The organism is Staphylococcus pragensis (assembly GCF_004785665.1).
Taxonomy (GTDB): domain Bacteria; phylum Bacillota; class Bacilli; order Staphylococcales; family Staphylococcaceae; genus Staphylococcus; species Staphylococcus pragensis.
In genome coordinates, this window is record NZ_SRPJ01000001.1 from 224,702 (window position 1) to 248,404 (window position 23,703).

General features: G+C 31.3%; 23 protein-coding genes, 1 CRISPR repeat array and 1 riboswitch. Of the genes, 20 read left to right on the plus strand and 3 right to left on the minus strand.

The features are described from left to right. Positions 1 to 90 precede the first annotated feature (90 nt). Entirely contained in the window at positions 91 to 513 is a 423-nt protein-coding gene (locus E2558_RS01165; RefSeq protein ID WP_103298699.1) for an organic hydroperoxide resistance protein, read from the minus strand. Positions 514 to 686: 173 nt separating this feature from the next. On the opposite strand from E2558_RS01165, the gene aroD reads away from it, so the two are divergent. Both aroD and E2558_RS01175 read left to right on the plus strand, forming a co-directional pair. Next, positions 687 to 1,412, plus strand: a complete 726-nt coding sequence (gene aroD, locus E2558_RS01170; RefSeq protein ID WP_126565166.1) for a type I 3-dehydroquinate dehydratase — start codon at positions 687 to 689, stop codon at positions 1,410 to 1,412. Between the two features lie 70 nt (positions 1,413 to 1,482). Continuing rightward, positions 1,483 to 2,022 (plus strand): nitroreductase family protein, encoded by a 540-nt coding sequence (locus tag E2558_RS01175; RefSeq protein WP_126565167.1) that lies wholly within the window; start codon positions 1,483 to 1,485, stop codon positions 2,020 to 2,022. Positions 2,023 to 2,120: 98 nt separating this feature from the next. On the opposite strand, the gene E2558_RS01180 is transcribed toward E2558_RS01175, so the two are convergent. Continuing rightward, on the minus strand, positions 2,121 to 2,444 hold the full coding sequence (locus E2558_RS01180) for a thioredoxin family protein (RefSeq protein WP_126565168.1): 324 nt from the start codon (positions 2,442 to 2,444) through the stop codon (positions 2,121 to 2,123). Between the two features lie 145 nt (positions 2,445 to 2,589). Between E2558_RS01180 and E2558_RS01185 the strand changes: the two genes are divergently transcribed. The 12 genes from E2558_RS01185 (at position 2,590) to E2558_RS01240 (ending at position 13,425) form a co-directional block, all read left to right on the plus strand. After that, positions 2,590 to 2,943: an arsenate reductase family protein gene (locus tag E2558_RS01185; RefSeq protein WP_126565169.1), complete on the plus strand. Its 354-nt coding sequence runs from the start codon at positions 2,590 to 2,592 to the stop codon at positions 2,941 to 2,943. 156 nt (positions 2,944 to 3,099) lie between these two features. Beyond that, a complete protein-coding gene (gene gcvH / locus E2558_RS01190) occupies positions 3,100 to 3,480 on the plus strand; it encodes a glycine cleavage system protein GcvH (protein ID WP_103298694.1) in 381 nt (126 codons plus the stop codon). 270 nt (positions 3,481 to 3,750) lie between these two features. Continuing rightward, positions 3,751 to 4,137 (plus strand): toprim domain-containing protein, encoded by a 387-nt coding sequence (locus E2558_RS01195; protein WP_126565170.1) that lies wholly within the window; start codon positions 3,751 to 3,753, stop codon positions 4,135 to 4,137. Continuing rightward, the gene (locus tag E2558_RS01200) at positions 4,130 to 4,426 is read left to right on the plus strand and encodes a thioredoxin family protein (RefSeq protein ID WP_126565171.1); all 297 of its coding nucleotides are present in this window, start codon (positions 4,130 to 4,132) and stop codon (positions 4,424 to 4,426) included. Before E2558_RS01195 ends, E2558_RS01200 begins: the two co-directional genes overlap by 8 nt. Positions 4,427 to 4,483: 57 nt before the next feature. After that, positions 4,484 to 4,590: riboswitch (SAM riboswitch) on the plus strand. Positions 4,591 to 4,672: 82 nt separating this feature from the next. Beyond that, positions 4,673 to 5,698, plus strand: a complete 1,026-nt coding sequence (locus tag E2558_RS01205; RefSeq protein ID WP_126565172.1) for a methionine ABC transporter ATP-binding protein — start codon at positions 4,673 to 4,675, stop codon at positions 5,696 to 5,698. Beyond that, a complete protein-coding gene (locus E2558_RS01210) occupies positions 5,691 to 6,386 on the plus strand; it encodes a methionine ABC transporter permease (RefSeq protein ID WP_126565173.1) in 696 nt (231 codons plus the stop codon). The genes E2558_RS01205 and E2558_RS01210 overlap by 8 nt, the downstream gene beginning before the upstream one ends. 20 nt (positions 6,387 to 6,406) lie before the next feature. Further along, entirely contained in the window at positions 6,407 to 7,222 is an 816-nt protein-coding gene (locus E2558_RS01215; protein WP_126565174.1) for a MetQ/NlpA family ABC transporter substrate-binding protein, read from the plus strand. Positions 7,223 to 7,643: 421 nt separating this feature from the next. Then, positions 7,644 to 7,835 carry a CsbD family protein gene (locus E2558_RS01220; protein ID WP_126565175.1) on the plus strand — a complete coding sequence of 64 codons (192 nt, stop codon included), beginning with the start codon at positions 7,644 to 7,646 and terminating at the stop codon, positions 7,833 to 7,835. A gap of 180 nt (positions 7,836 to 8,015) precedes the next feature. After that, complete coding sequence (gene cas9 / locus E2558_RS01225) at positions 8,016 to 11,192, plus strand: type II CRISPR RNA-guided endonuclease Cas9 (protein ID WP_126565176.1); 3,177 nt, start codon at positions 8,016 to 8,018, stop codon at positions 11,190 to 11,192. Position 11,193: 1 nt separating this feature from the next. Then, positions 11,194 to 12,096 (plus strand): type II CRISPR-associated endonuclease Cas1, encoded by a 903-nt coding sequence (gene cas1, locus E2558_RS01230; protein WP_126565177.1) that lies wholly within the window; start codon positions 11,194 to 11,196, stop codon positions 12,094 to 12,096. A 4-nt stretch (positions 12,097 to 12,100) separates the two neighbouring features. Next, a complete protein-coding gene (cas2, locus tag E2558_RS01235) occupies positions 12,101 to 12,409 on the plus strand; it encodes a CRISPR-associated endonuclease Cas2 (RefSeq protein WP_168210208.1) in 309 nt (102 codons plus the stop codon). A gap of 11 nt (positions 12,410 to 12,420) precedes the next feature. Next, a complete protein-coding gene (locus tag E2558_RS01240) occupies positions 12,421 to 13,425 on the plus strand; it encodes a hypothetical protein (RefSeq protein ID WP_126565179.1) in 1,005 nt (334 codons plus the stop codon). Between the two features lie 100 nt (positions 13,426 to 13,525). Beyond that, positions 13,526 to 15,142: direct repeats of the CRISPR family, unit length 36 nt; unit sequence GTTTTAGTACTCTGTAATTTTAGGTATAAGTGAGAC. A 440-nt stretch (positions 15,143 to 15,582) separates the two neighbouring features. On the opposite strand, the gene popT is transcribed toward E2558_RS01240, so the two are convergent. Continuing rightward, positions 15,583 to 16,437, minus strand: coding sequence for a polyprenyl-phosphate transporter PopT (gene popT / locus E2558_RS01245; protein ID WP_126565180.1), 855 nt, complete (start codon positions 16,435 to 16,437; stop codon positions 15,583 to 15,585). Between the two features lie 338 nt (positions 16,438 to 16,775). On the opposite strand from popT, the gene sufC reads away from it, so the two are divergent. The 6 genes from sufC (at position 16,776) to E2558_RS01275 (ending at position 23,621) form a co-directional block, all read left to right on the plus strand. Beyond that, positions 16,776 to 17,537, plus strand: coding sequence for a Fe-S cluster assembly ATPase SufC (gene sufC / locus E2558_RS01250; RefSeq protein ID WP_126565181.1), 762 nt, complete (start codon positions 16,776 to 16,778; stop codon positions 17,535 to 17,537). Between the two features lie 173 nt (positions 17,538 to 17,710). Continuing rightward, positions 17,711 to 19,018, plus strand: a complete 1,308-nt coding sequence (gene sufD / locus E2558_RS01255) for a Fe-S cluster assembly protein SufD (protein WP_126565182.1) — start codon at positions 17,711 to 17,713, stop codon at positions 19,016 to 19,018. 32 nt (positions 19,019 to 19,050) lie between these two features. Then, complete coding sequence (locus E2558_RS01260; protein ID WP_188349581.1) at positions 19,051 to 20,301, plus strand: cysteine desulfurase; 1,251 nt, start codon at positions 19,051 to 19,053, stop codon at positions 20,299 to 20,301. Then, positions 20,291 to 20,752, plus strand: coding sequence for a Fe-S cluster assembly sulfur transfer protein SufU (gene sufU, locus E2558_RS01265; protein ID WP_126565184.1), 462 nt, complete (start codon positions 20,291 to 20,293; stop codon positions 20,750 to 20,752). The genes E2558_RS01260 and sufU overlap by 11 nt, the downstream gene beginning before the upstream one ends. A 197-nt stretch (positions 20,753 to 20,949) precedes the next feature. Next, entirely contained in the window at positions 20,950 to 22,347 is a 1,398-nt protein-coding gene (gene sufB / locus E2558_RS01270; protein ID WP_126565185.1) for a Fe-S cluster assembly protein SufB, read from the plus strand. Between the two features lie 200 nt (positions 22,348 to 22,547). Next, a complete protein-coding gene (locus E2558_RS01275) occupies positions 22,548 to 23,621 on the plus strand; it encodes an NAD(P)H-dependent flavin oxidoreductase (RefSeq protein WP_126565186.1) in 1,074 nt (357 codons plus the stop codon). The last annotated feature ends 82 nt before the right edge of the window (positions 23,622 to 23,703 follow it).

Genomic DNA, 23,703 nt, shown 5'->3' on the forward strand with positions numbered 1-23,703 from the left:
TTTTATTCAAAAAAGAGTAGAATGATGTACTCAATATACATCATTCTACTCTATTAAAATTTATGGTTTATTTTTTAATGACTATTGAAATTAGTCTACAACTTGAACGTTTAAGTCAACATCTACGTTACCTTTTACTGCTTTTGAGTAAGGGCAGAATTCATGTGCTTCTTGTAGATATTTTTCAGCGTCTTCTTGTGATAATACGTTTTTAACTTTTGCATCGATAGATACGCCTAATTTTGGACTTTCAGCATTAGGGTCATCTTCTAAACGTACTGTTAATGTTACTTCAGGTTCAGCATCGCGAACTTTGTTTTGTTTTAAGATAAGGTCGAATGCACCATTGAAGCATGAAGCATAACCAGCTGCGAATAATTGTTCAGGGTTAGTTGCGTTTCCGTCCGCTTGTTGTGGTGGTAATACATCTACATTAATTGCATTATCGTCAGTGTGAACATGTCCTTTACGTCCACCAACGTTTGTTGCTTTAGTTTCATATTGAACTGCCATTATTATTACCTCCTAAATTTCGTGTTCAATCACTGTATACCCACCTTTAAATTTTTAAATCATATATATTTAATTTTTTTGGAAAATGAAGGACCAAAAACCTCATAAGGTTGGAGTTAGAGACACAATAGTTTAAAATAAAACAGAATAATATCGAGAAAGTAGGGAGTTCCATGACAACTGTAGAAGTAGCCGCAACCATAGCACCAACAGAATTAGTAGATACCGTCACATTAGACGATTTAAACCAATATCAGAATGAGATAGATATAGTGGAATTACGTATTGATCAATGGCCAGAAAATCATATTCAATTGCTTACTAAAAATCTCGAAATACTACACAATCAAGGTGCTGATTTTAAAGTATTGGTCACATACCGCACAATTTCACAAGGAGGTAAAGGCAGTTTACCTTATGAAGCTTATATGAAGCTTTTACAAGATATTGCACATTTGGATTACTGTCACATGATTGATATTGAATGGGATAGTGATTATGATGTCATTGCTCATCGTGATTTTGTTCGTTTAGCACAAAAGAATGATAAACAAGTTGTAGTGTCGTATCATAATTTTCAAGAAACACCAGATATAGATATACTAAAATTTACTTACTATAAAATGCATCAATTGAATCCTGATTATGTCAAAATCGCGGTTATGCCACAATGTCGAGAAGATGTTGCTACGTTATTACAAGCGATGGCTGCAAGTGTAGATGCCGTTTATCCTAAGGTCATTGGTATTTCGATGTCACAGTTAGGCGTAGTTAGCCGAGTAGCACAAGGTGCCTTTGGAGGATCTGTTTCATACGGATGTTTAGGAACACCTCAAGCACCAGGACAACTACATGTGAAAACTTTGAAAGACCAATTGTCATTCTATGAAGACATGTAGCATACATTTGAATTTACTTATATAAAAGTTTATAATTGATAATAGTTATCATTATGAAGGAGCGATAATTGTGGAACTACAAGAAGCAATTTCTTCAAGAAGAAGTATTAAAAAATTTAAACATGATATGACTATTGATGATGACGCATTATTTGATGCGATTGAGAAAGCTACAGATGCTCCTAATCATGGGATGAGAGAGCCGTGGAGAGTTATCCATGTAGCAAAAGATAGATTAGGCGATATGAGTAGAGATGTGACACCATTCGCCTTTCCTAATAGTCCAGAGAAACAAGAAGATCACTACAATGCAGTTACAAATTTAGGTGGGATGTTAGTACTAGTATTGAAAACGGACCCACGTCAACGTCAAAATCGCGAGAATTTCTTTGCGATGGGCGCGTATGCTCAAAACTTAATGTTACTATTATATGAAAAAGGTATTGGCACATGTTGGAAAACACCAACTTACATCTTTGAACCTAAAGTGCGTAAAGTATTAGGTATTAAAGATGATGAAGCGATTGCTGGTTTACTTTATTTAACAGATTTAGAAGTAGTACCACCAAAAGCACAACGTAAAAGTAAAAACTTAATTTCTGAGTATTAGAATAAAAAATGACGGCTAAGACAAATCAATGTCTTAGCCGTCTTAATTAATTTGGCAATAGAAGACTAAATTAAAAATGTATTTTCTGTTCTAAATCCTTACTTGTTAAATGTTTCTTCTAAGAATGATTCAACTTGTTCTGGTGATTTCGCATTAGCTGAATGTAAGTGTGCAAGTTTATTGCCATTTTCAAATACTAATAAACTTGGGATGCCCATTACTTCATTATCAGCAGCTACATCTTCAAGTTCATCACGATTGACTGTAAACCATTCATATTGGTTATATTTCTCGACGATTGGATCAATCCACATGTCCATTGCTTTACAATCAGGACACCAACCTGCTTCGAATTTCACGATAACGGGTTGGTCGCTTTGGATTGTAGATTTAAATTCGTCTGTTGTTTGAATGCTTTTCATTTATATACGCTCCTTTTATTTAAATGCTAATTATATTATAACGAAATATTTATTTTAATCGAAAAATTAAGCTTAAAAAATATAGAGCGTTTACATAAGTTTTCTGATATATTTAGGTTAAATCAAAATAGGAGGTTACATCTGAATGATTAAATTTTATCAATATTCAAATTGTACGACTTGTAAAAAAGCAGCTAAATTTTTAGAGACACATGGCGTAAGTTACGAGCCGATTGATATTGTGCAACATACACCAACAAAAAAAGAATTTGAAGATATCATCGAAAAAACAGGTGTAGAAATTAATAAATTATTTAATACGCATGGAGCTAAATACAGAGAATTAGGCTTAAAAGATAAATTGAAAGATTTAGCTGATGACGAAAAATTAGAGCTATTAGCTTCAGATGGAATGTTAGTTAAACGTCCATTAGCGATTTCAGGTGACAAAATAACTTTAGGATTTAAGGAAGATCAATATAAAGAAACTTGGCTATAACCCTTTTATGAAATGATAATTTTTCATATTAGTTAAAATAGTTTAATTTTACAAATATTAATTCAATAAATTGTATCAACTTTTAATATTAATAGTTGAATGAAAACTAACGGTATGGCATCATTAAATTGTAATTAATTTTAGGAGGGGATTTTCGTGGCAGTACCGAGCGAATTAAAATATTCTAAAGAACATGAATGGGTTAAAGTTGAAGGCAATACAGTAACAATTGGTATTACTGAATACGCACAAGGCGAATTAGGTGATATCGTATTCGTTGAATTACCAGACGTTGACGATGAAATCAACGAAGGGGATACTTTTGGTAGCGTAGAATCAGTTAAAACTGTTTCTGAATTATATGCACCAGTATCTGGTAAAATTGTTGAAACTAACGAAGAATTAGAAGATAGCCCTGAGTTCGTAAACGAATCACCATACGAAAAAGCATGGATGGTTAAAGTTGAACTTAGCGATGAAAGTCAATTAGACGAGTTATTAAGTGCTGATCAATATTCTGAAATGATTGGTGAATAATTAACAGGGAACTCCTTGATTTCGTATCATGGAGTTTTTTATTTTATAAAAATTAATTTACTCAAATATTAATACAATAACCCGCACTTAAAATACATATATGTATGTAAGGGTAAGTATATACACGTTAAAATTAAATAATGATAGTTAGTGAGCCTTTCAAAAATTAAATCATTCTAAATGTTAAGTCTTAGTAAAATAAGTTTAGAATTTGATTATTCTGTGAAGAAGTTAATGATTGTTTATTATCGACTTAGAAGGTGGATGAGCATGGCAATTTTAAATAAAGTTATTATTGTTGAAGGTAAGTCTGATAAGAAGAGAGTACAACAAGTCATCGCTGAACCTGTCAATATTATCTGTACGCATGGTACAATGAGTATCGACAAGATAGATGATATGATCGAATCATTATATGATAAGCAAGTGTATGTACTTGCAGATTCAGATGACGAGGGTGAGAAAATTAGAAAGTGGTTCAAACGATATCTGAGCGAAAGTGAGCACATTTATGTTGATAAAACGTACTGTGAAGTCGCGCGATGTCCTAAAAACTATCTTGCTAATGTTTTGAGCAGATACGGTTTTACTGTTCGAAAGGAGAAGCGTCTCATACCTAATTTAACGACTGAAAGGTTAGTATTAATGAATGAGTAGTACAACAAAAGTAGAAGATATTAGAGAAAACTTCAAAGAAAATAAACATCTTATATTTGGGTATACGCCCATGTGTGGCACATGTAAAATTTCTGAGCGCATGCTAGACATCGCAAATGAGATTTTAAAATTGCCTATTAAAAAGATAGATTTAAATTTTCATCCAGAATTTAGCGAAGAAAATAAAATTATGTCCGTGCCTGTGTTAATGATTATGAGTAAGGATAAGGAACTAGATAGAATCTACGCATTTCAATCTGTACCTTATTTGTTAGAAAAATTAAAATAATGATTGACGAATTTATAGTGCAATGATAGGATATAAATTAATTAAATAGTGCGAAAACTCTTATCAAGAGAGGTGGAGGGATGTGCCCTATGAAGCCCGGCAACCGTCTAGACAATAGAAATGGTGCCAATTCACATAAAGTTTAACACTTTAGAAGATGAGAGAAAGATATTTCAATGCTTTCTCAACTTAACTAAAGTGGGAAAGCATTTTTTAATTACATAAAGTTTTAAGGAGGCACTTAACGTGATTGAATTAAATCAAGTAGTTAAACGCTATCACACAAAGAATAAAGATGTTCTAGCAGTTGATCACGTTGACTTAAAAATAGAATCAGGCTCAATTTTTGGAGTGATTGGATTCTCTGGTGCTGGTAAAAGTACGTTAATTAGAATGTTCAATAATCTAGAGGAACCTACATCAGGGGACATTATTATAGATGGCGACAATATTAACAAACTTTCAAAAGCAGAGTTAAGAAAAAAACGTCAAAAAGTAAGTATGGTATTCCAACATTTTAATCTATTGTGGTCACGAACTGTTTTAAAAAATATTATGTTTCCGCTTGAAATTGCTGGCGTCTCTAAAGAGAAAGCTAAGCAAAAAGCTTTGGAACTTGTTGAGCTTGTAGGCTTAAAAGGTAGAGAAAATGCTTATCCTTCAGAATTATCTGGTGGACAAAAGCAAAGAGTAGGTATCGCACGTGCATTGGCAAATGATCCAGACGTGTTATTGTGCGATGAAGCAACAAGTGCACTTGACCCACAAACTACCGATGAAATTTTAGATTTACTTTTAAAAATAAAAGAAAGACAAAATCTTACGATTGTTATCATTACTCATGAAATGCAAGTAATCAGACGTATTTGTGATGAAGTAGCTGTTATGGAAAATGGACGTGTCATTGAAAAAGGTAGAGTAAGTGAAGTCTTTGAAAATCCTCAACACGAAGTGACAAAACGCTTTGTCAAAGATGATTTAGATGATGACTTTGAAGAGTCAATTAAACATTTAGAACCATTAGATTCAGATGCTTACATTGTGAGACTTAATTTCAATGGCAACAACACTACTGAACCTATCGTGTCTTACATAACTAAAAATTTGAATATTGATATTAATATTCTTGAAGCAAATATTAAAAATACACGTGATGGTTCAATTGGATTTTTAGTTATCCATATTCCACATATTACGCATGAGGCTTTTGAAGAATTTAAAAATGATTTACATAAGCGACATGTCAATGTGGAGGTGATTAAGCATGAATAAATCATATGGTGATATTCTTCATGAAATGGTTACAATGCCTAATGTACAATGGCCAGATGTATGGCAAGCGATTTATGAAACGTTATATATGACTATCGTTTCAACAATCTTCGCGTTTATTCTAGGCTTAATCTTAGGTGTATTACTCTTCCTTTCAGCTAGAAGCAATTCTACTGGGGCAAAAATATTTTATAGCATAGTTTCATTTATTGTTAACTTATTCCGAGCAATTCCATTTATTATCTTAATCTTGTTATTAATTCCATTTACAAGTGTTCTTTTAGGAACAATAAGTGGTCCTACTGGTGCATTACCAGCCTTAATTATTGGTGCAGCACCATTCTACGCAAGATTAGTAGAAATTGCATTTAAGGAAATTGACAAAGGTGTCATCGAAGCGGCTCAATCAATGGGAGCAAACACATGGACAATTATTTGGAAAGTATTACTTCCAGAATCAATGCCAGCACTTGTATCAGGTATTACTGTTACAGCGATTGCTTTAGTTGGTTCAACTGCAATTGCCGGTGTTATTGGTGCAGGCGGTTTAGGTAACTTAGCTTACTTAACTGGTTTCACACGTAGCCAAAATGATGTCATTTTAGTTTCAACAGTCTTCATTTTAATTATTGTATTTATAATTCAATTCATTGGGGATTGGATTGCAAATAAAATTGATAAACGATAAGGGAAAAGAGGTTTGATTTAATGAAAAAACTTTTAAGTTTATTTTTAGTACTTACACTTACTGTTGTATTAGCCGCATGTGGAAATGGCGGAGGGGACAAAGATAAAAAAATCGTAGTTGGTGCTTCACCAGCTCCTCACGCTGAAATCTTAGAAAAAGCAAAACCTTTACTTAAAAAGAAAGGCTATGACTTAGAAATTAAAACAATTAACGACTACACTACACCAAACAAATTATTAGATAAAGGTGAATTAGACGCTAACTATTTCCAACACGTACCTTACTTAAAAACTGAAAGTAAAGAAAAAGGATACAAAATTGAAGATGCTGGTAAAGTTCACTTAGAACCAATGGCTGTATATTCTAAAAAATATAAAAGCTTAAAAGACCTTCCAAAAGGTGCTACAGTATACGTTTCTAACAACCCAGCTGAACAAGGTCGTTTCTTAAAATTCTTCGTTGATGAAGGTTTAATTAAAATCAAAAAAGGTGTTAAAATCGAAGACGCTAAATTCGAAGATATCACTGAAAACAAAAAAGACATTAAATTCAATAACAAACAATCAGCTGAATACTTACCAAAAATTTATCAAAATCAAGATGTAGATGCTGCTATCATCAACTCTAACTATGCAATTGATCAAGGTTTAAACCCTCAAAAAGATTCAATCGTAGTTGAAAAAGCAAACGACAATCCTTATGCTAACTTAATTGCTGTTCAAAAAGGACACAAAGATGATGAAAAAATCAAAGCTTTAGTTGAAGTATTACAGTCTAAAGATATTCGTGATTTCATCAATGATAAATATAAAGGTGCCGTTGTACCTGCTAAATAATATTTGAAATAAGTTAAATCCCTGTAACCGTTATGGTTCAGGGCTTTTGTTATGTAGAGACTGATGATAATAGTTATTACTTGAATGTTTTTAAAATGTCGAAAGGTATCTATAAAGTAGCGCAACTCCAAAACTACCTGAGCCTGCACTATAATCGAATTTAATTATTTCGATATTTGGGTTTTCTTCTAAAAATCGATTTACTTTTTTATTTAAACCATTTTCTGTCATTGCAGTAAAATGTATAAATCTCATTTTTAACTCAGTCCTTTCTAATATAATATGTACTGTTACCACCTATTATATACAATTTATTAAGATTAAAAAATTCTCAGTAAATGAAGAAAATATGTTTAACATAGAAAAGTACGGGTACATAATAATTAAATAAGACATACAGTCTATCAAGGAGGAATTTCAAATGGCTGAAGATAAATTTGAACAAGCAAAAGGTAATATTAAAGAAACAGTTGGTAACGCAACTGATAATAAAGATTTAGAAAAAGATGGCCAAGGTGACAAAGCTTCTGGCAAAGCAAAAGAAGTTGTTGATAACGTAAAAGAAAAAGCTAACGACTTAATCGACAAAGTTAAAGGCGACGACAATAAATAATTCGTTAAATAACTAGTAAAGCCTAGGTGCTATATGCGTCTAGGCTTTTTTATGTTTTAACTTAATAAATATTAATTAATGTATGATACTAACATATTTAAAAATTAATCAAAAAAATACTACCACGCCTATTATTTTTAAATTATAATTTAATTATAAATAAAGGGTGGGTGATTTATAATGACGACAAATTATATTTTAGGTTTAGATATTGGTATTACCTCAGTAGGTTATGGGATTATAAATTATGAAGATAAAACTATTATTGATGCTGGTGTTAGATTGTTTCCAGAAGCTAATGTTGAAAATAATGAAGGAAGAAGAAGTAAAAGAGGTGCGCGTAGATTAAAAAGAAGAAGAATTCATAGGTTAGATCGTATTAAACAACTTTTAAATGAATATAAGTTAGTGGAATTAAATGATGTACCTAAATCTACCAATCCATATGACATTCGTGTAAAAGGATTAAAAGAAGAATTAGCACGTGAAGAATTAGTTATTGCATTATTACATTTAGCAAAAAGAAGAGGTATACATAATATTGATGTAGTAGAACAAGACGGTGAAGAAGGAAACCAACTTTCTACCAAAGAACAGTTGTCTAAAAATAAAAATTTATTAAAAGATAAATTTGTGTGTGAGTTATTATTAGAAAGATTTAATGAAGGGAAAGTTCGCGGAGAAGAAAATAGATTTAAGACTTCGGATATTATTAAAGAAGCTGAACAAATTTTAAAAGTACAGAAAAACATCCATAATTTAGATGAGCATTTCATTAATAAATATATAGAATTAGTTAAAACAAGAAGAGAATATTTTGAAGGTCCTGGCGAAGGAAGTCCATTTGGCTGGAATGGAGATCTAAAAAAATGGTATGAAATGTTAATGGGCCATTGTACTTATTTTCCTGAAGAATTGAGAAGTGTAAAATATGCATATTCTGCTGATTTATTTAATGCGTTAAATGATTTGAATAATTTAGTGATTCAAAGAGATGGATCAACTAAACTTGAGTATTATGAAAAATATCACATTATTGAGAATGTATTTAAACAAAAGAAAAAACCTACATTAAAACAAATAGCTAACGAAATTGGTGTCACTCCTGAAGATATTAAAGGATATAGAATTACTAAATCTGGTAAAGAAAATTTTACAGAATTTAAATTATATCATGATTTGAAAAAGGTTCTAAAAGACCAAAGCATTTTAGAAAATGTATCTCTTTTAGATCAAATCGCAGAAATTTTAACAGTTTATCAAGACAAAGGAAGTATTAAAAATGAATTAAGTAAGTTAGATGAAACAATAAATGAGACAGATAAAGAAAATATTTCTAATTTAACGGGGTATAACGGCACCCATAGATTATCATTAAAATGTATCAATTTAGTATTAGAAGAATTATGGCATTCATCGAGAAATCAAATGGAAATATTCTCTTATTTAAATATTAAACCTAAAAAAATTGATTTGAAAAAATCTAATAAAATTCCAAAAGATATGATAGATGAATTTATACTATCTCCAGTGGTTAAAAGAACATTTGGCCAAGCTATTAATGTGATTAATAAAATTATTGAAAAATATGGTATACCTAACGATATTATTATTGAATTAGCCAGAGAGAATAACTCTAAAGATAAACAAAAGTTTATCAATGGACTTCAAAGGAAAAATGAAAAAACAAGACAACGCATCAATGAAATTATCGGGGAATATGGGAATCAAAATGCTAAAAGATTAGTTGAAAAAATTAAACTACATGATGAGCAAGAAGGAAAATGTTTATATTCATTAGAGAGCATACCTTTAGAGGACTTACTTAATAATCCTAATTATTATGAAGTCGATCATATTATTCCGCGATCAGTATCATTTGATAATTCATATCAAAATAAAGTTTTAGTTAAACAGACAGAAAATAGTAAAAAAGGTAACCGAACTCCTTATCAATATCTTAATTCAGGAGAAGCCAAAATTTCTTATAATCAATTTAAGCAACATATCTTAAATTTAAGTAAATCAAAAGATAGAATTTCTAAGAAAAAGAAAGAATATTTATTAGAAGAACGTGATATCAATAAATTTGAGGTCAAAAAAGAATTTATTAATCGAAACTTAGTAGATACGCGCTATGCTACAAGAGAATTATCAAATTATTTAAAAGCTTATTTTAGTGCTAATGATATGAATGTCAAAATTAAAACTATCAATGGTAGCTTTACTGATTATTTAAGAAAAGTATGGAAATTTAAAAAAGAAAGAAATCATGGTTATAAACATCATGCAGAAGACGCTTTAATTATTGCTAACGCAGACTTTTTATTTAAAGAAAATAAAAAGTTAAAAGAAGCGAATAAAGTACTTGAAAAACCTACAGAAAGTAATGAATTAAATAAAGTAGAAAATTCTACAAGAATAAAAAATGAAGATGAATATAAAGAATTATTTAATATTCCTCAACAAGTAACTGATATCAAAGAATTTAAAGATTTTAAATTCTCTCATAGAGTTGATAAAAAGCCTAATAGACAACTAATAAATGATACTCTGTATTCAACGAGACAAGTAGGAGACGACGCTTATATAGTTCAAACAATTAAAAATATATATAGTAAAGATAATACGGATTTAAAGAAACATTTTAATAAAAATCCTGAAAAATTTTTAATGTACCAACATGATCCTAAAACATTCGAAAAGTTAGAAACGATTATGAAACAATATTCTAATGAAAAAAATCCATTGGCTAAATATCATGAGGAAACGGGAGAGTATTTAACTAAATATAGTAAAAAAGATAATGGGCCTATAGTTAAAACAATTAAGATGTTAAGCAATAAAGTTGGTAATCATTTGGATGTCACTCATAAGTATGAAGACTCAAAAAAACAATTAGTGAGATTATCAATTAAATCGCTTCGTTTCGATGTTTACTTAACTGATAAAGGATATAAATTTATAACGATTTCGTACTTAGATATTCTTAAGAAAGATAGTTACTATTACATTCCAACTGAAACATATAATAATTTAAAAGCAAATAAAAGTATTGATAAAAGTTCACAATTTATAGGAAGTTTTTATTATAATGATTTAATTGAACTAGACGGTGAAGTATATAAAATTATAGGAGTTAACAGTGACAAGCGAAATTTAATAGAATTAGATTTACCCAACATTAGATATAAAGAATATTGCGAATTAAATAATGTTAAAGGTGAAGCAAGAATTAAAAAAACAATAGGTAAGAAAGTGAAATCAATAAAAATATTGCATACTGATGTATTAGGAAATATATATTATCAGAAAAATATTCAAAAACCACAATTACTTTTTAAACGAGGTAATTAAAATGAGTTGGAGAATAGTTTATGTTACAGATGTAAATCATATGTCATTAAACTTAAATAGCTTAAAAATAAGAAAAGGAGATTTAGAAACTAAAATTCCCCTGCCTGATATTTTTGCTTTAGTAGTTGAAGATTTAACTGTTACTATTACATCTAGACTTTTAGTCGAACTTTCGAATTATAATATTTTAGTTATTTTTTGTAATCAGAAACATTTACCAGAGTGTACCCTACAACCTATTTCTGGACATTTTAATCAGTATATACAAATGAAAGAACAGTTGAAGTGGGATGAAGCACGGAAAAGTGAACTATGGCGCATAATCGTTAAAAATAAAATTCAAAATCAAATTGAATGCATGAGATATATGAATGTTGAACATAATAGAATACAAAAAATGAACGAATTAAAAAATTCAGTAGCTCTCTTTGATAGAAATAATATAGAAGGCCAAGCTGCTAAGTATTATTTCAATAGCTTTTTTCAAAATTTTACTAGAGATAATGAAGAGCTAATAGAAAATGCTGTATTAAATTACGGCTATACCATTCTTAATTCTGCCATTGCTAGGACAATTGTAGCTAAAGGATTAATACCGGCTATTGGTATCCACCATATTGGAGGAAGAAATCATTTTAACCTAGCCTCGGATTTAATAGAACCTTTTAGAGCATTAGTTGATCTATTCTTGTTAAAACATCCACCTGAAGATTATTTAACAAAAGAATATAGGTTAAAAATAATTAATTTACTACATGCGCGTGTTGAAATTGATGGTAAGATGCAAACGGTGATAAGGGCAATAGATATCATGGTACAATCAATAATTGAGTACTTTAAAGATGGTGACATTCAATCATTAAAATTTCCTAATCTTAAGAAATATCATTTTTATGAGCTATAGATTTATGAGAGTATTACTAATGTTTGATTTACCTGTAGAAACAAAAAAACAAAGAAGAATTTATAGTAAATTTAGAAAAAGGTTAATTGAAGATGTTTTTTTAATGATGCAATACTCAATTTATATTAAAAGTGTTATTAATAAAGATGCTGCAAATCAAACTATAAAAAGAGTGAATTCTTTTTTACCTGTGGAAGGACATGTTAGAGCATTAATTATTACGGAAAAACAATATCAACATATGCAAATATTATTGGGTGAAGAAAATCAAAATATTGAAATATTAGGGGATAATCGTACGATTATTTTTTAAAAGGATGGCTTATGGAACATATAATTTGGCAAATAAAATCTGAGTTAGTGCCTAAAGTTAATTTGAATATTGGGAATTATACTGCTATTTATAATGAGCATGAAACAATTGAAGAAGATTTACTAGAAACTATTAGTCAATATTTTAAAAAAAGAAATTCAAACAAAAATGAGGTTTCCATCATTGATGTTTTAAATCAAGAGTCAGTATCAAATTTAGAATATGAAAGTATAATAATTGATAATAACAAAATTGAGGAAGAACATGCTTTAAGTTCCTCCTCAATTTTAAATAAGAAAATTCAAAGAGATTACTCCAATAATTTTGAAAGTTCGGGATACATAAATTCAATGAACATTCTTTTATCTGATTTATTAGAGAATATAAATCATAATGATTTGCCCTTAAAAACAAAGACTTTCGATATAAAGCAATTTATTAAATTATTAAGTTTTGAATTTGAATTAAAAAAAGATTACTCAAAGCTGATTACTCGAATTGAAAACATTCTACCTTTAATAGTAGACGAATTGAACACTCAATTCAGTAATAAATTATTGTTAATTTATTTATATCCAGAAGCAAATTTAAGTCCCAATGAACAAATAAAGTTAAAAGCTTTATTGGAGTCACTAGGAGTTAAAATTATTGTTTTAACAGGATCGCTGCATTTTATGTCTAAAGAATGGAAATTTAATAATTATATAAGAAATGAAGAACAAAAGATAAATAATGATTTTATTGATAAACTACTTTGGCATGCACCTCTTAATTATCGAAGAAAAGAATTAGAAGAAAGTTTAAACCGTTTTATTTTAACTTATCATGATAAAATCGAAGTAAATCCTACAATATCTAATTATCAAATATCACAAATTATGTTATTTAATTCTATTGATTTGTATGTAGGAATATCATATTTACAACATTGTAATCATAAATTTAAGTTAAATCTTAAAGATGACCAATTATCAGAAAGTATTAAAAAATATATTGATCAATTATCAAAATATTAATTGATTAACTACATATATTAGATTTATTATTAAAGTAATGGGGGAGTTTAGATAGCTTCCCAGTACGTACTAAATTTTCTCTTACTAAATAGTGCTAGAGGTTTTAGTACTCTGTAATTTTAGGTATAAGTGAGACCATTTCTGGGCTATTCCACGCTTTTTCTACGTTTTAGTACTCTGTAATTTTAGGTATAAGTGAGACAACGTGGAGCATACGGAAGCACAGGAGAGTGTTTTAGTACTCTGTAATTTTAGGTATAAGTGAGACAAAAAATATAAAGATTTATTATTAGAAATGTTTTAGTACTCTGTAATTTTAGGTATAAGTGAGACTGACTCACTTGACATACCTTCAGCACCAATGTTTTAGTACTCTGTAATTTTAGGTATAAGTGAGACTTTTTTATCGTATTTATCTGGTTGTGGGATGTTTTAGTACTCTGTAATTTTAGGTATAAGTGAGACGACTATCTTCCATAGTAGAAGCGTTTGTGTGTTTTAGTACTCTGTAATTTTAGGTATAAGTGAGACGACGTGACGCAGTAGAAACATATCGTTACGGTTTTAGTACTCTGTAATTTTAGGTATAAGTGAGACGAACTAAATTAGTTCTCTTAGGATATAAGAGTTTTAGTACTCTGTAATTTTAGGTATAAGTGAGACATACACCTGATTTAAGTGATGAAAACTTTAGTTTTAGTACTCTGTAATTTTAGGTATAAGTGAGACTCTGAGCTTACTTTAGATGTATGTTCTACTGTTTTAGTACTCTGTAATTTTAGGTATAAGTGAGACTCAAACGTCGTCGAATATATGCACCTATTAGTTTTAGTACTCTGTAATTTTAGGTATAAGTGAGACCCAAAGCTTGTACATCAATTTGATTTGGTTGTTTTAGTACTCTGTAATTTTAGGTATAAGTGAGACGTCGACAGACTATAAACGGAGGTATATCTCGTTTTAGTACTCTGTAATTTTAGGTATAAGTGAGACGACCGTTCAAAAAAATTAATGACATTATATGTTTTAGTACTCTGTAATTTTAGGTATAAGTGAGACAATGGTTTAGAGGAACACTAACATTCTGTTGTTTTAGTACTCTGTAATTTTAGGTATAAGTGAGACTACAGTAGAAGTTGATAGAGATACTACATGTTTTAGTACTCTGTAATTTTAGGTATAAGTGAGACTTTTATTGTAGTTTTTGACACTTCGCAATGTTTTAGTACTCTGTAATTTTAGGTATAAGTGAGACTGATGAAGCTAACATCCGTTATGAAACAAGTTTTAGTACTCTGTAATTTTAGGTATAAGTGAGACGTAATGTAAAAAATAATTTTAATACTTACAGTTTTAGTACTCTGTAATTTTAGGTATAAGTGAGACAATTCAACACTCACGAAGCGTGGGAAGAGTGTTTTAGTACTCTGTAATTTTAGGTATAAGTGAGACGAATAACCAAACGCCTTTAAACCAACGTTTAGTTTTAGTACTCTGTAATTTTAGGTATAAGTGAGACCCATATGTTCCAATTGTTCCATAGTATATAGTTTTAGTACTCTGTAATTTTAGGTATAAGTGAGACAAGGTTATCAAGAAATAGATAATATTGATGGTTTTAGTACTCTGTAATTTTAGGTATAAGTGAGACGGATTGATTAAATATGACTGAAACAATTAAGTTTTAGTACTCTGTAATTTTAGGAATAAGTAAAACCCAATGGATTGCCTTACTTTACTCGCGGGCGTTTTAGTACTCTACAAAATTAGTAATGATGATAAATATTTAAATGTTTAATTAGTTTTGATTTCTAATATTTAAATTTAAATGAAGTTGAGAGGGGATAATATACTCGGAAAATCAGTAATCTTGGTTAAATGAAAAAAGGCTATTTTGAGTAATATATCTATAAAATACATAAGTCAATTAATAGTTGACTTTATGCCACTGTTAGAAATATAATATAGTTGTAGAACAAGTTTAGCTAACTTGTACTTATACCTAAAATTACAGAATCTACTAAAACAAGACTATATGTCGTGTTTATCCCAACAATTTATTGTTGGGATTTTTTGTTTGAAAAATAATTATTTGTTAATCAAAAACGTCAACGAAGTTATTCTCTTCGCTAACGTTAATTTTATTTTTTAAATTTACTAGTTCTCATTTTCACTGGTAATTTTACCTAATGTATAACTACCGGCAAATCCAATTATCAATAATACGATTGCTATTAACCACTCAAATGAACCACTAGGTAAACCAGGGAATACGGCATAAATTGAGCCAATAACAAATCCAGTAATTAAAGCAAATGTCATGACAAAATGATGATGTAAAAAGTATTTGATCATACGGCTTGAAAGTAAAAAGCCTACGATAATACCAAGTCCTACAATTATCAATACAGGCAAGCCATCAAAGTTAAATTTAACTAGGTCTGCAACTGCTAACATTACTGTTCCATAAGCACCAAATACTAACAACATAAACGATCCTGAAATTCCAGGTAATAACATAGCACTAGAAGCACATACACCAGCTAAAAAATATTTAATAATAAGACTAAAAGATAAATGAAGTGTTGTGTCTGCACTTTGTTCACCTGAATTCATTAAAGTGATTGCCACTAGAATGATGATACCTAGTATTAAAACCACATAGTGCTTGGCTTGGAATGTTTCTTTAAAATTCGCCGTTCTTAATAAGTATGGAATAATGCCAATGATTAATCCAGTAAAGAAAAACATGGTAACCACTTGATGATGTTCTAATAAATAATTAATAAGGTTACTTAAAATACCAATGGCTAATCCCATTCCTATTATTATAGGAAGTAAAAATTTCAAACTAGGCCAAAATCGCTTAGAGAATAAACCGCTAATCGATGAAATGAAATCATCGTATATACCTAATAATAAAGCGATAGTACCTCCACTAATTCCGGGAATTAAATCAGTCGTTCCCATTCCAAATCCTTTTGCAATATTAATCCACCTAAAACCTTGCATGAATGTCTCCTTTCTAAATAAAAGTTAAATTGCATCATAACAGATTTTCATAGATTAAGGAAATCTTTTGAAAATAAAATTACAAAATAGTTATAAATATATTCTAATAAGTTATTGAGAACAACAAGCCTATGATTATCAGTTTCATTGTACTAAATTAAGCTAGATAAAAATCATTTTAGTTAAATAATGACTCTAATTTAGCGTTTTAATAAGTTTATATTAGGGGATATTTGCGTTATAATGAAGTGTATTAAAGTACACAAAGTCTTTTTGACTACAAATTAAAATTATTATAAACTAGTTAAGAAAACTTTATATTTACGGAGGGAATATAAATGTCATCAACATTAGAAATCAAAGACCTACATGTGTCTATTGAAGATAAAGAAATTTTAAAAGGTGTTAATTTAACAGTTAGTACAAATGAAGTACATGCAATCATGGGACCAAATGGTACAGGTAAATCTACTTTATCATCTGCAATTATGGGACATCCATCATACGAAGTAACACAAGGTGAAGTGTTATTAGATGGCGTTAATATTTTAGAATTAGAAGTTGATGAAAGAGCTAAAGCAGGTCTTTTCTTAGCTATGCAATATCCATCAGAAATTACTGGTGTAACAAATGCGGACTTCATGCGTTCTGCTATCAATGCTAAACGTGAAGAAGGTCAAGAAATTAACTTAATGCAATTCATTAAGAAATTAGATAAACAAATGGACTTCTTAGATATCGATAAAGATATGGCGCAACGTTACTTAAATGAAGGTTTCTCAGGCGGTGAGAAAAAACGTAACGAAATTTTACAATTAATGATGTTAGAACCTAAATTTGCCATTCTTGACGAAATTGACTCAGGTTTAGATATCGATGCATTAAAAGTTGTATCTAAAGGTATCAATGAAATGCGCGGTGAAAACTTTGGTGCATTAATGATTACGCACTATCAACGTTTATTAAACTACATTACTCCAGACAAAGTACACGTTATGTACGGTGGTAAAGTAGTTAAATCAGGTGGCCCAGAATTAGCTAAACGTCTTGAAGAAGAAGGTTACGAATGGGTTAAAGAAGAATTTGGTGCTCAAGAATAGTCTATAAATGTTCATTTAAATGATGAAACATGACAGAGCTTAGTCAATGTCACTAGCTTAACTAAAGCTATTAAATATGTAAGGCTGGGAAAGCTTACCTTGCGAAAGTAAAAAAGAGGTAAAGTCGTTCTACAGTCGCTAAAACTTTTCATCAAGTAGGAGGAAAAAGAGTTATGACAACTGAAACTTTGAACATTTCTGAAGAACAACTTGTTGATTATTCTAAAGCGCACAATGAACCTTCTTGGATGACTGAATTACGTCAAAAAGCGTTGAAATTAACAGAAACTTTAGAAATGCCTAAACCAGATAAAACTAAATTAAGAAAATGGGATTTCGATACATTTAAAGAACATAATGTTGAAGGAAAAGCATTCAATGATTTATCAGAACTTCCTGAAGCAGTAAAAAACATTATCGACGTTGAAAACTCTAAAAACTTAATTATCCAACACAATAATGCGTTAGCTTATACACAAGTATCTGAACAAGCGCAAAACAACGGTGTTATTATTGAAGGTTTATCTGACGCATTAGTAAATCACAGTGATTTAGTTCAAAAATATTTAATGACTGAAGCAGTAAGTGTTGATGAACATCGCTTAACAGCATTACACACTGCTTTAATGAATGGTGGCGTATTCGTTTACGTTCCTAAAAATGTAGTAGTTGAAGATCCTATTCAATACGTTGTATTACATGATGACGAGAATGCTAGCTTCTACAACCATGTGATTATCGCAACTGAAGAAAGTGCTGAAGTCACTTACGTTGAGAACTATCTTTCAACTGCAAGTGGTGAAGGTAACCAATTAAACATTATTTCTGAAGTTATCGCAGGTGCTAACTCAAATATCACTTACGGTTCAGTAGATTACCTTGATAAAGGCTTCACTGGTCATATCATTCGTCGCGGTACAACTGCAGCAGATGCTTCAATTAATTGGGCATTAGGCTTAATGAATGAAGGTAGCCAAATTATTGATAATACTACAAATTTAATTGGCGACCGTTCTACGAGTGAACTTAAATCAGTAGTCGTTGGAACTGGCGATCAAAAGATTAACCTTACATCTAAAATCGTTCAATACGGTAAAGAAACAAATGGTTATATCTTGAAACATGGGGTTATGCTTGAGAACGCATCATCTATCTTTAATGGTATTGGCTATATTAAACATGGTGGTACGAAATCTATCGCTAACCAAGAATCACGTGTTTTAATGCTTTCTGAACATGCACGTGGTGATGCTAACCCAATCTTATTAATTGATGAAGATGACGTAGAAGCAGGACACGCAGCATCAGTTGGACGTGTAGATCCAGAACAACTTTACTACTTAATGAGCCGTGGTATTTCTCAAAGAGAAGCTGAACGCTTAGTCATTCATGGTTTCTTAGATCCAGTTGTACGTGAATTACCAATCGAAGACGTTAAACGTCAATTAAGAGAAGTTATCGAATTAAAAGTAAACAAATAATCGAAGACGAGATTTTTAATAACAGAAAGGTCGTGAATAAAGTGGCCGAAACTTCATTAAATATTGAGGAAATTATCAAAGATTTTCCTATTTTAAATCAAAAAGTTAATGGAAAAAGATTAGCCTATCTTGATTCAACAGCGACAAGTCAAAAACCAGTCCAAGTGTTAAATGTGTTAGATGATTACTATAAACGTTATAATTCTAACGTTCACCGTGGCGTACACACACTTGGTTCACTTGCAACAGACGGTTATGAAGGTGCACGTGAAACGGTTCGACGTTTCATTAACGCAAAATATTTTGAAGAAGTCATCTTTACTAGAGGAACAACAGCTTCTATTAATATTGTGGCACGTAGTTATGGTGATGCGAATATTGAAGAGGGCGATGAAATTGTTGTGACTGAAATGGAACATCATGCGAATATCGTACCTTGGCAACAATTAGCTAAACGTAAAAACGCATCTTTAAAATTCATCCCTATGACAGATGAGGGAGAATTACGCATTGAAGATGTCAAAGCGACAATTAATGATAAAACAAAAATCGTAGCAATTGCTCATGTATCGAATGTACTTGGTACAATTAACGACGTTAAAGAAATCGCTAAGATTGCTCATGAACATGGCGCAATTATTAGTGTAGATGGTGCGCAATCTGCCCCTCATATGGATATTGATGTCCAAGACTTAGATGCTGATTTCTTCAGTTTCAGTGGTCATAAAATGTTAGGTCCAACAGGTGTCGGCGTATTATACGGTAAACGTGATTTACTTAAAGATATGGAACCTGTTGAATTTGGCGGTGACATGATTGACTTCGTAAGTAAATATGATGCGACTTGGGCAGACTTACCTACGAAGTTTGAAGCAGGTACGCCATTAATCGCTCAAGCTATCGGTTTAGCTGAAGCTATCCGTTATATTGAACAATTAGGATTTGAAGCGATTCACAAACATGAAAAAGAACTTACAGAATATGCATATGATCAAATGTCAGCTATCGAAGGATTAGAAATTTATGGTCCACCAAAAGAAAGACGCGCTGGTGTGATTACATTTAACTTAGCTGACATTCATCCTCATGATGTTGCAACTGCTGTTGATACAGAAGGTGTTGCAGTAAGAGCAGGACATCACTGTGCGCAACCATTAATGAAATGGCTAAATGTTTCATCAACTGCTCGTGCTAGTTTCTATATTTACAATACGAAAGAAGATGTTGATCAATTAGTTGAAGCATTGAAACAAACGAAGGAGTTTTTCTCTTATGAATTTTAATAATTTAGATCAACTTTATAGATCTGTAATTATGGATCATTATAAAAACCCTAGAAACAAAGGCGTTTTAGACAATGGATCAATGACAGTAGATATGAACAATCCTACTTGTGGTGATCGCATCAGATTAACATTTGATATCGAAGACGGCATGATTAATGATGCTAAATTTGAAGGTGAAGGTTGTTCAATTTCAATGTCTAGTGCATCAATGATGACTGAAGCCGTAAAAGGCCATACGTTAGGCGAAGCGATGCAAATGAGTCAAGAATTCACTAAAATGATGCTTGGCGAAGACTATGAAATTACTGAAGATATGGGAGATATTGAAGCATTATCAGGTGTTTCACAATTCCCTGCTCGAATTAAATGTGCTACTTTAGCTTGGAAAGCACTCGAAAAAGGTACAGTTGAAAAAGAAGGTAAAGCTGAAGGTACTACTGAAGACTAAGCAGTTCTGACTAAACTTTTGAGTTGAGTAAAGTTATTATTCAACTCAAAAGATAGTAGTATTAAAAACATAACTTCATTTAACTTTTTACACTTTTGACTTTTTATGTAAGTTGCATGTTGTTACAATGACAATATAAATAATGAATATTAAAAATCTCACGCACGACGTTTAAATATATTTAAGGAGTGATTGAAATGGCTAAAAAAGCACCTGATGTTGGGGATTATAAATATGGTTTCCATGATGAGGATGTTTCCATTTTCCGATCAGAACGTGGTTTAACAGAAAATATTGTTAGAGAAATTTCTAAAATGAAGGACGAGCCAGAATGGATGCTTGACTTCAGATTAAAAGCTTTAAAATTATTCTATAAAATGCCAATGCCTCAATGGGGTGGCGACTTATCAGAATTAGACTTTGATGACATCACATACTACGTTAAACCTTCAGAGCATACAGAACGTTCTTGGGACGAAGTACCTGAAGAAATTAAACGTACATTTGATAAATTAGGTATTCCTGAAGCTGAGCAAAAATATCTAGCAGGTGTTTCTGCGCAATATGAATCAGAAGTTGTTTATCACAACATGGAAAAAGAATTAGAAGAAAAAGGTATCATCTTTAAAGATACGGATAGTGCGTTACGTGAAAACGAAGAACTATTCAAAGAATACTTTGCTTCTGTTATTCCAGCAGCTGACAACAAATTCGCAGCATTAAACTCAGCAGTATGGTCAGGTGGTTCATTCATCTATGTACCTAAAAACGTTAAATTAGATACACCATTACAAGCATACTTCCGTATTAACTCAGAAAACATGGGTCAATTCGAACGTACATTAATCATTGCGGATGAAGGTGCTTCAGTAAACTACGTTGAAGGTTGTACTGCACCAGTTTATACAACAAGCTCACTACACTCAGCAGTAGTTGAAATCATCGTTCATAAAGATGCACACGTACGTTATACTACAATCCAAAACTGGGCAAACAACGTTTATAACTTAGTTACGAAACGTACGTTTGTTCATGAAAATGGTAACATGGAATGGGTTGACGGTAACTTAGGATCTAAGTTAACAATGAAATACCCTAACTGTGTACTTTTAGGTGAAGGTGCGAAAGGTAGTACGTTATCAATCGCATTCGCTGGTAAAGGACAAGTTCAAGATGCTGGTGCCAAAATGATTCATAAAGCACCAAACACATCTTCAACTATCGTTTCTAAATCTATTTCTAAAAATGGTGGTAAAGTTATCTATCGTGGTATCGTTCACTTCGGACGTAAAGCGAAAGGTGCGCGTTCTAACATTGAATGTGATACTTTAATCTTAGATAACGAATCTACTTCAGATACAATTCCTTACAATGAAGTATTCAATGACAATATTTCATTAGAACATGAAGCGAAAGTTTCTAAAGTATCAGAAGAACAATTATTCTACTTAATGAGCCGTGGTATTTCTGAAGAAGAAGCAACTGAAATGATCGTAATGGGCTTCATTGAACCATTCACAAAAGAATTACCAATGGAATATGCAGTAGAAATGAACCGTTTAATTAAATTCGAAATGGAAGGTAGTATCGGTTAATTTCAACCTATAAGACTACCTATTTCTTAGTAAATAATATGAACGTCAACGTATTTATGTTTTATAAATACGTTGGCGTTTTTTATTGATTTATAAGAAAGGAATTAGCGTTTATCTAAATTTAGCGTAGGGAATGGTAGATATAAACTAAGTACTTTTCAATTATCAAAAATAATAATTAGAAAGGGGATGCTTGGTATATGTGGAATTCAAATCAACTCTCCCAATTATTAAAGGTCCAATATCCCATTATTCAAGCAGGTATGGCTGGTAGTACGACACCGGAGTTAGTTGCTTCAGTAAGTAATAATGGTGCTCTAGGGACAATTGGGGCAGGTTATATGTCAGCAGAAAAACTGGATGCAGAAATTCAGAAAGTTCAAGCGTTAACGTCTAAACCATTTGGAGTGAATTTATTTGTACCTGGTTACAATGATTATTCACATCAACAAGTTGAACAAATGAATGCATGGTTAAAACCATATCGTCGAGCATTAAATCTTGAAGAACCTACAGTCAATATCACGGAAGAACAACAGTTTATGAATGCAATTGATAATGTCATTAAACATCAAGTGCCAATATGTTGTTTTACCTTTGGTATTCCTGAACAAAATATTATCAAAAAGCTTAAACAAGCGAATGTAACATTAATTGGAACTGCGACGACTGTAGAAGAAGCCATTGAGAATGAGCGTGCGGGCATAGATGTGGTCGTTGCTCAAGGGAGTGAAGCAGGTGGACACAGAGGTTCATTTCTACCTCATCCTAAGCAACAACAAGCGCTTATAGGGACGATGTCACTTGTTCCTCAAATGGTAGGTCATGTTTCAATACCTGTTGTAGCTGCAGGTGGAATTATGGATGGTCGCGGTATTGTAGCAAGTTTAGTGCTTGGTGCACAAGGTGTGCAGATGGGGACGGCTTTCTTAACAGCTAAAGAAAGTGGCGCTAATCAAGTGGTGAAGCAGACGATTTTGAATAGTATAGAAACTGACACAGTAGTTACGAATGTGTTTAGTGGGAAATTCGCACGTGGGGTAAATAATGACTTTGTAAAAGAAATGAGTCAATATGATGGAGACATTCTACCTTATCCAGTGCAGAATCAGTTAACAAATGCTATTCGTAAGCATGCAGCTTCAAATGGTAATAAGGAATGGACGCATATATGGAGTGGTCAGTCGCCACGTCTAGCTACGACACAACATGTAGATCAATTAATGAATAATCTTGTTAAGCAAGTTGAAAATTTAGTTAGGATTGTAGAGTAATTTTTTAAAAAATATAACTGTAAACAACCCCTTTCATTCGTGGTCAACTTATACGTTTTTTGGTCATTTACCTGCAGTAAAC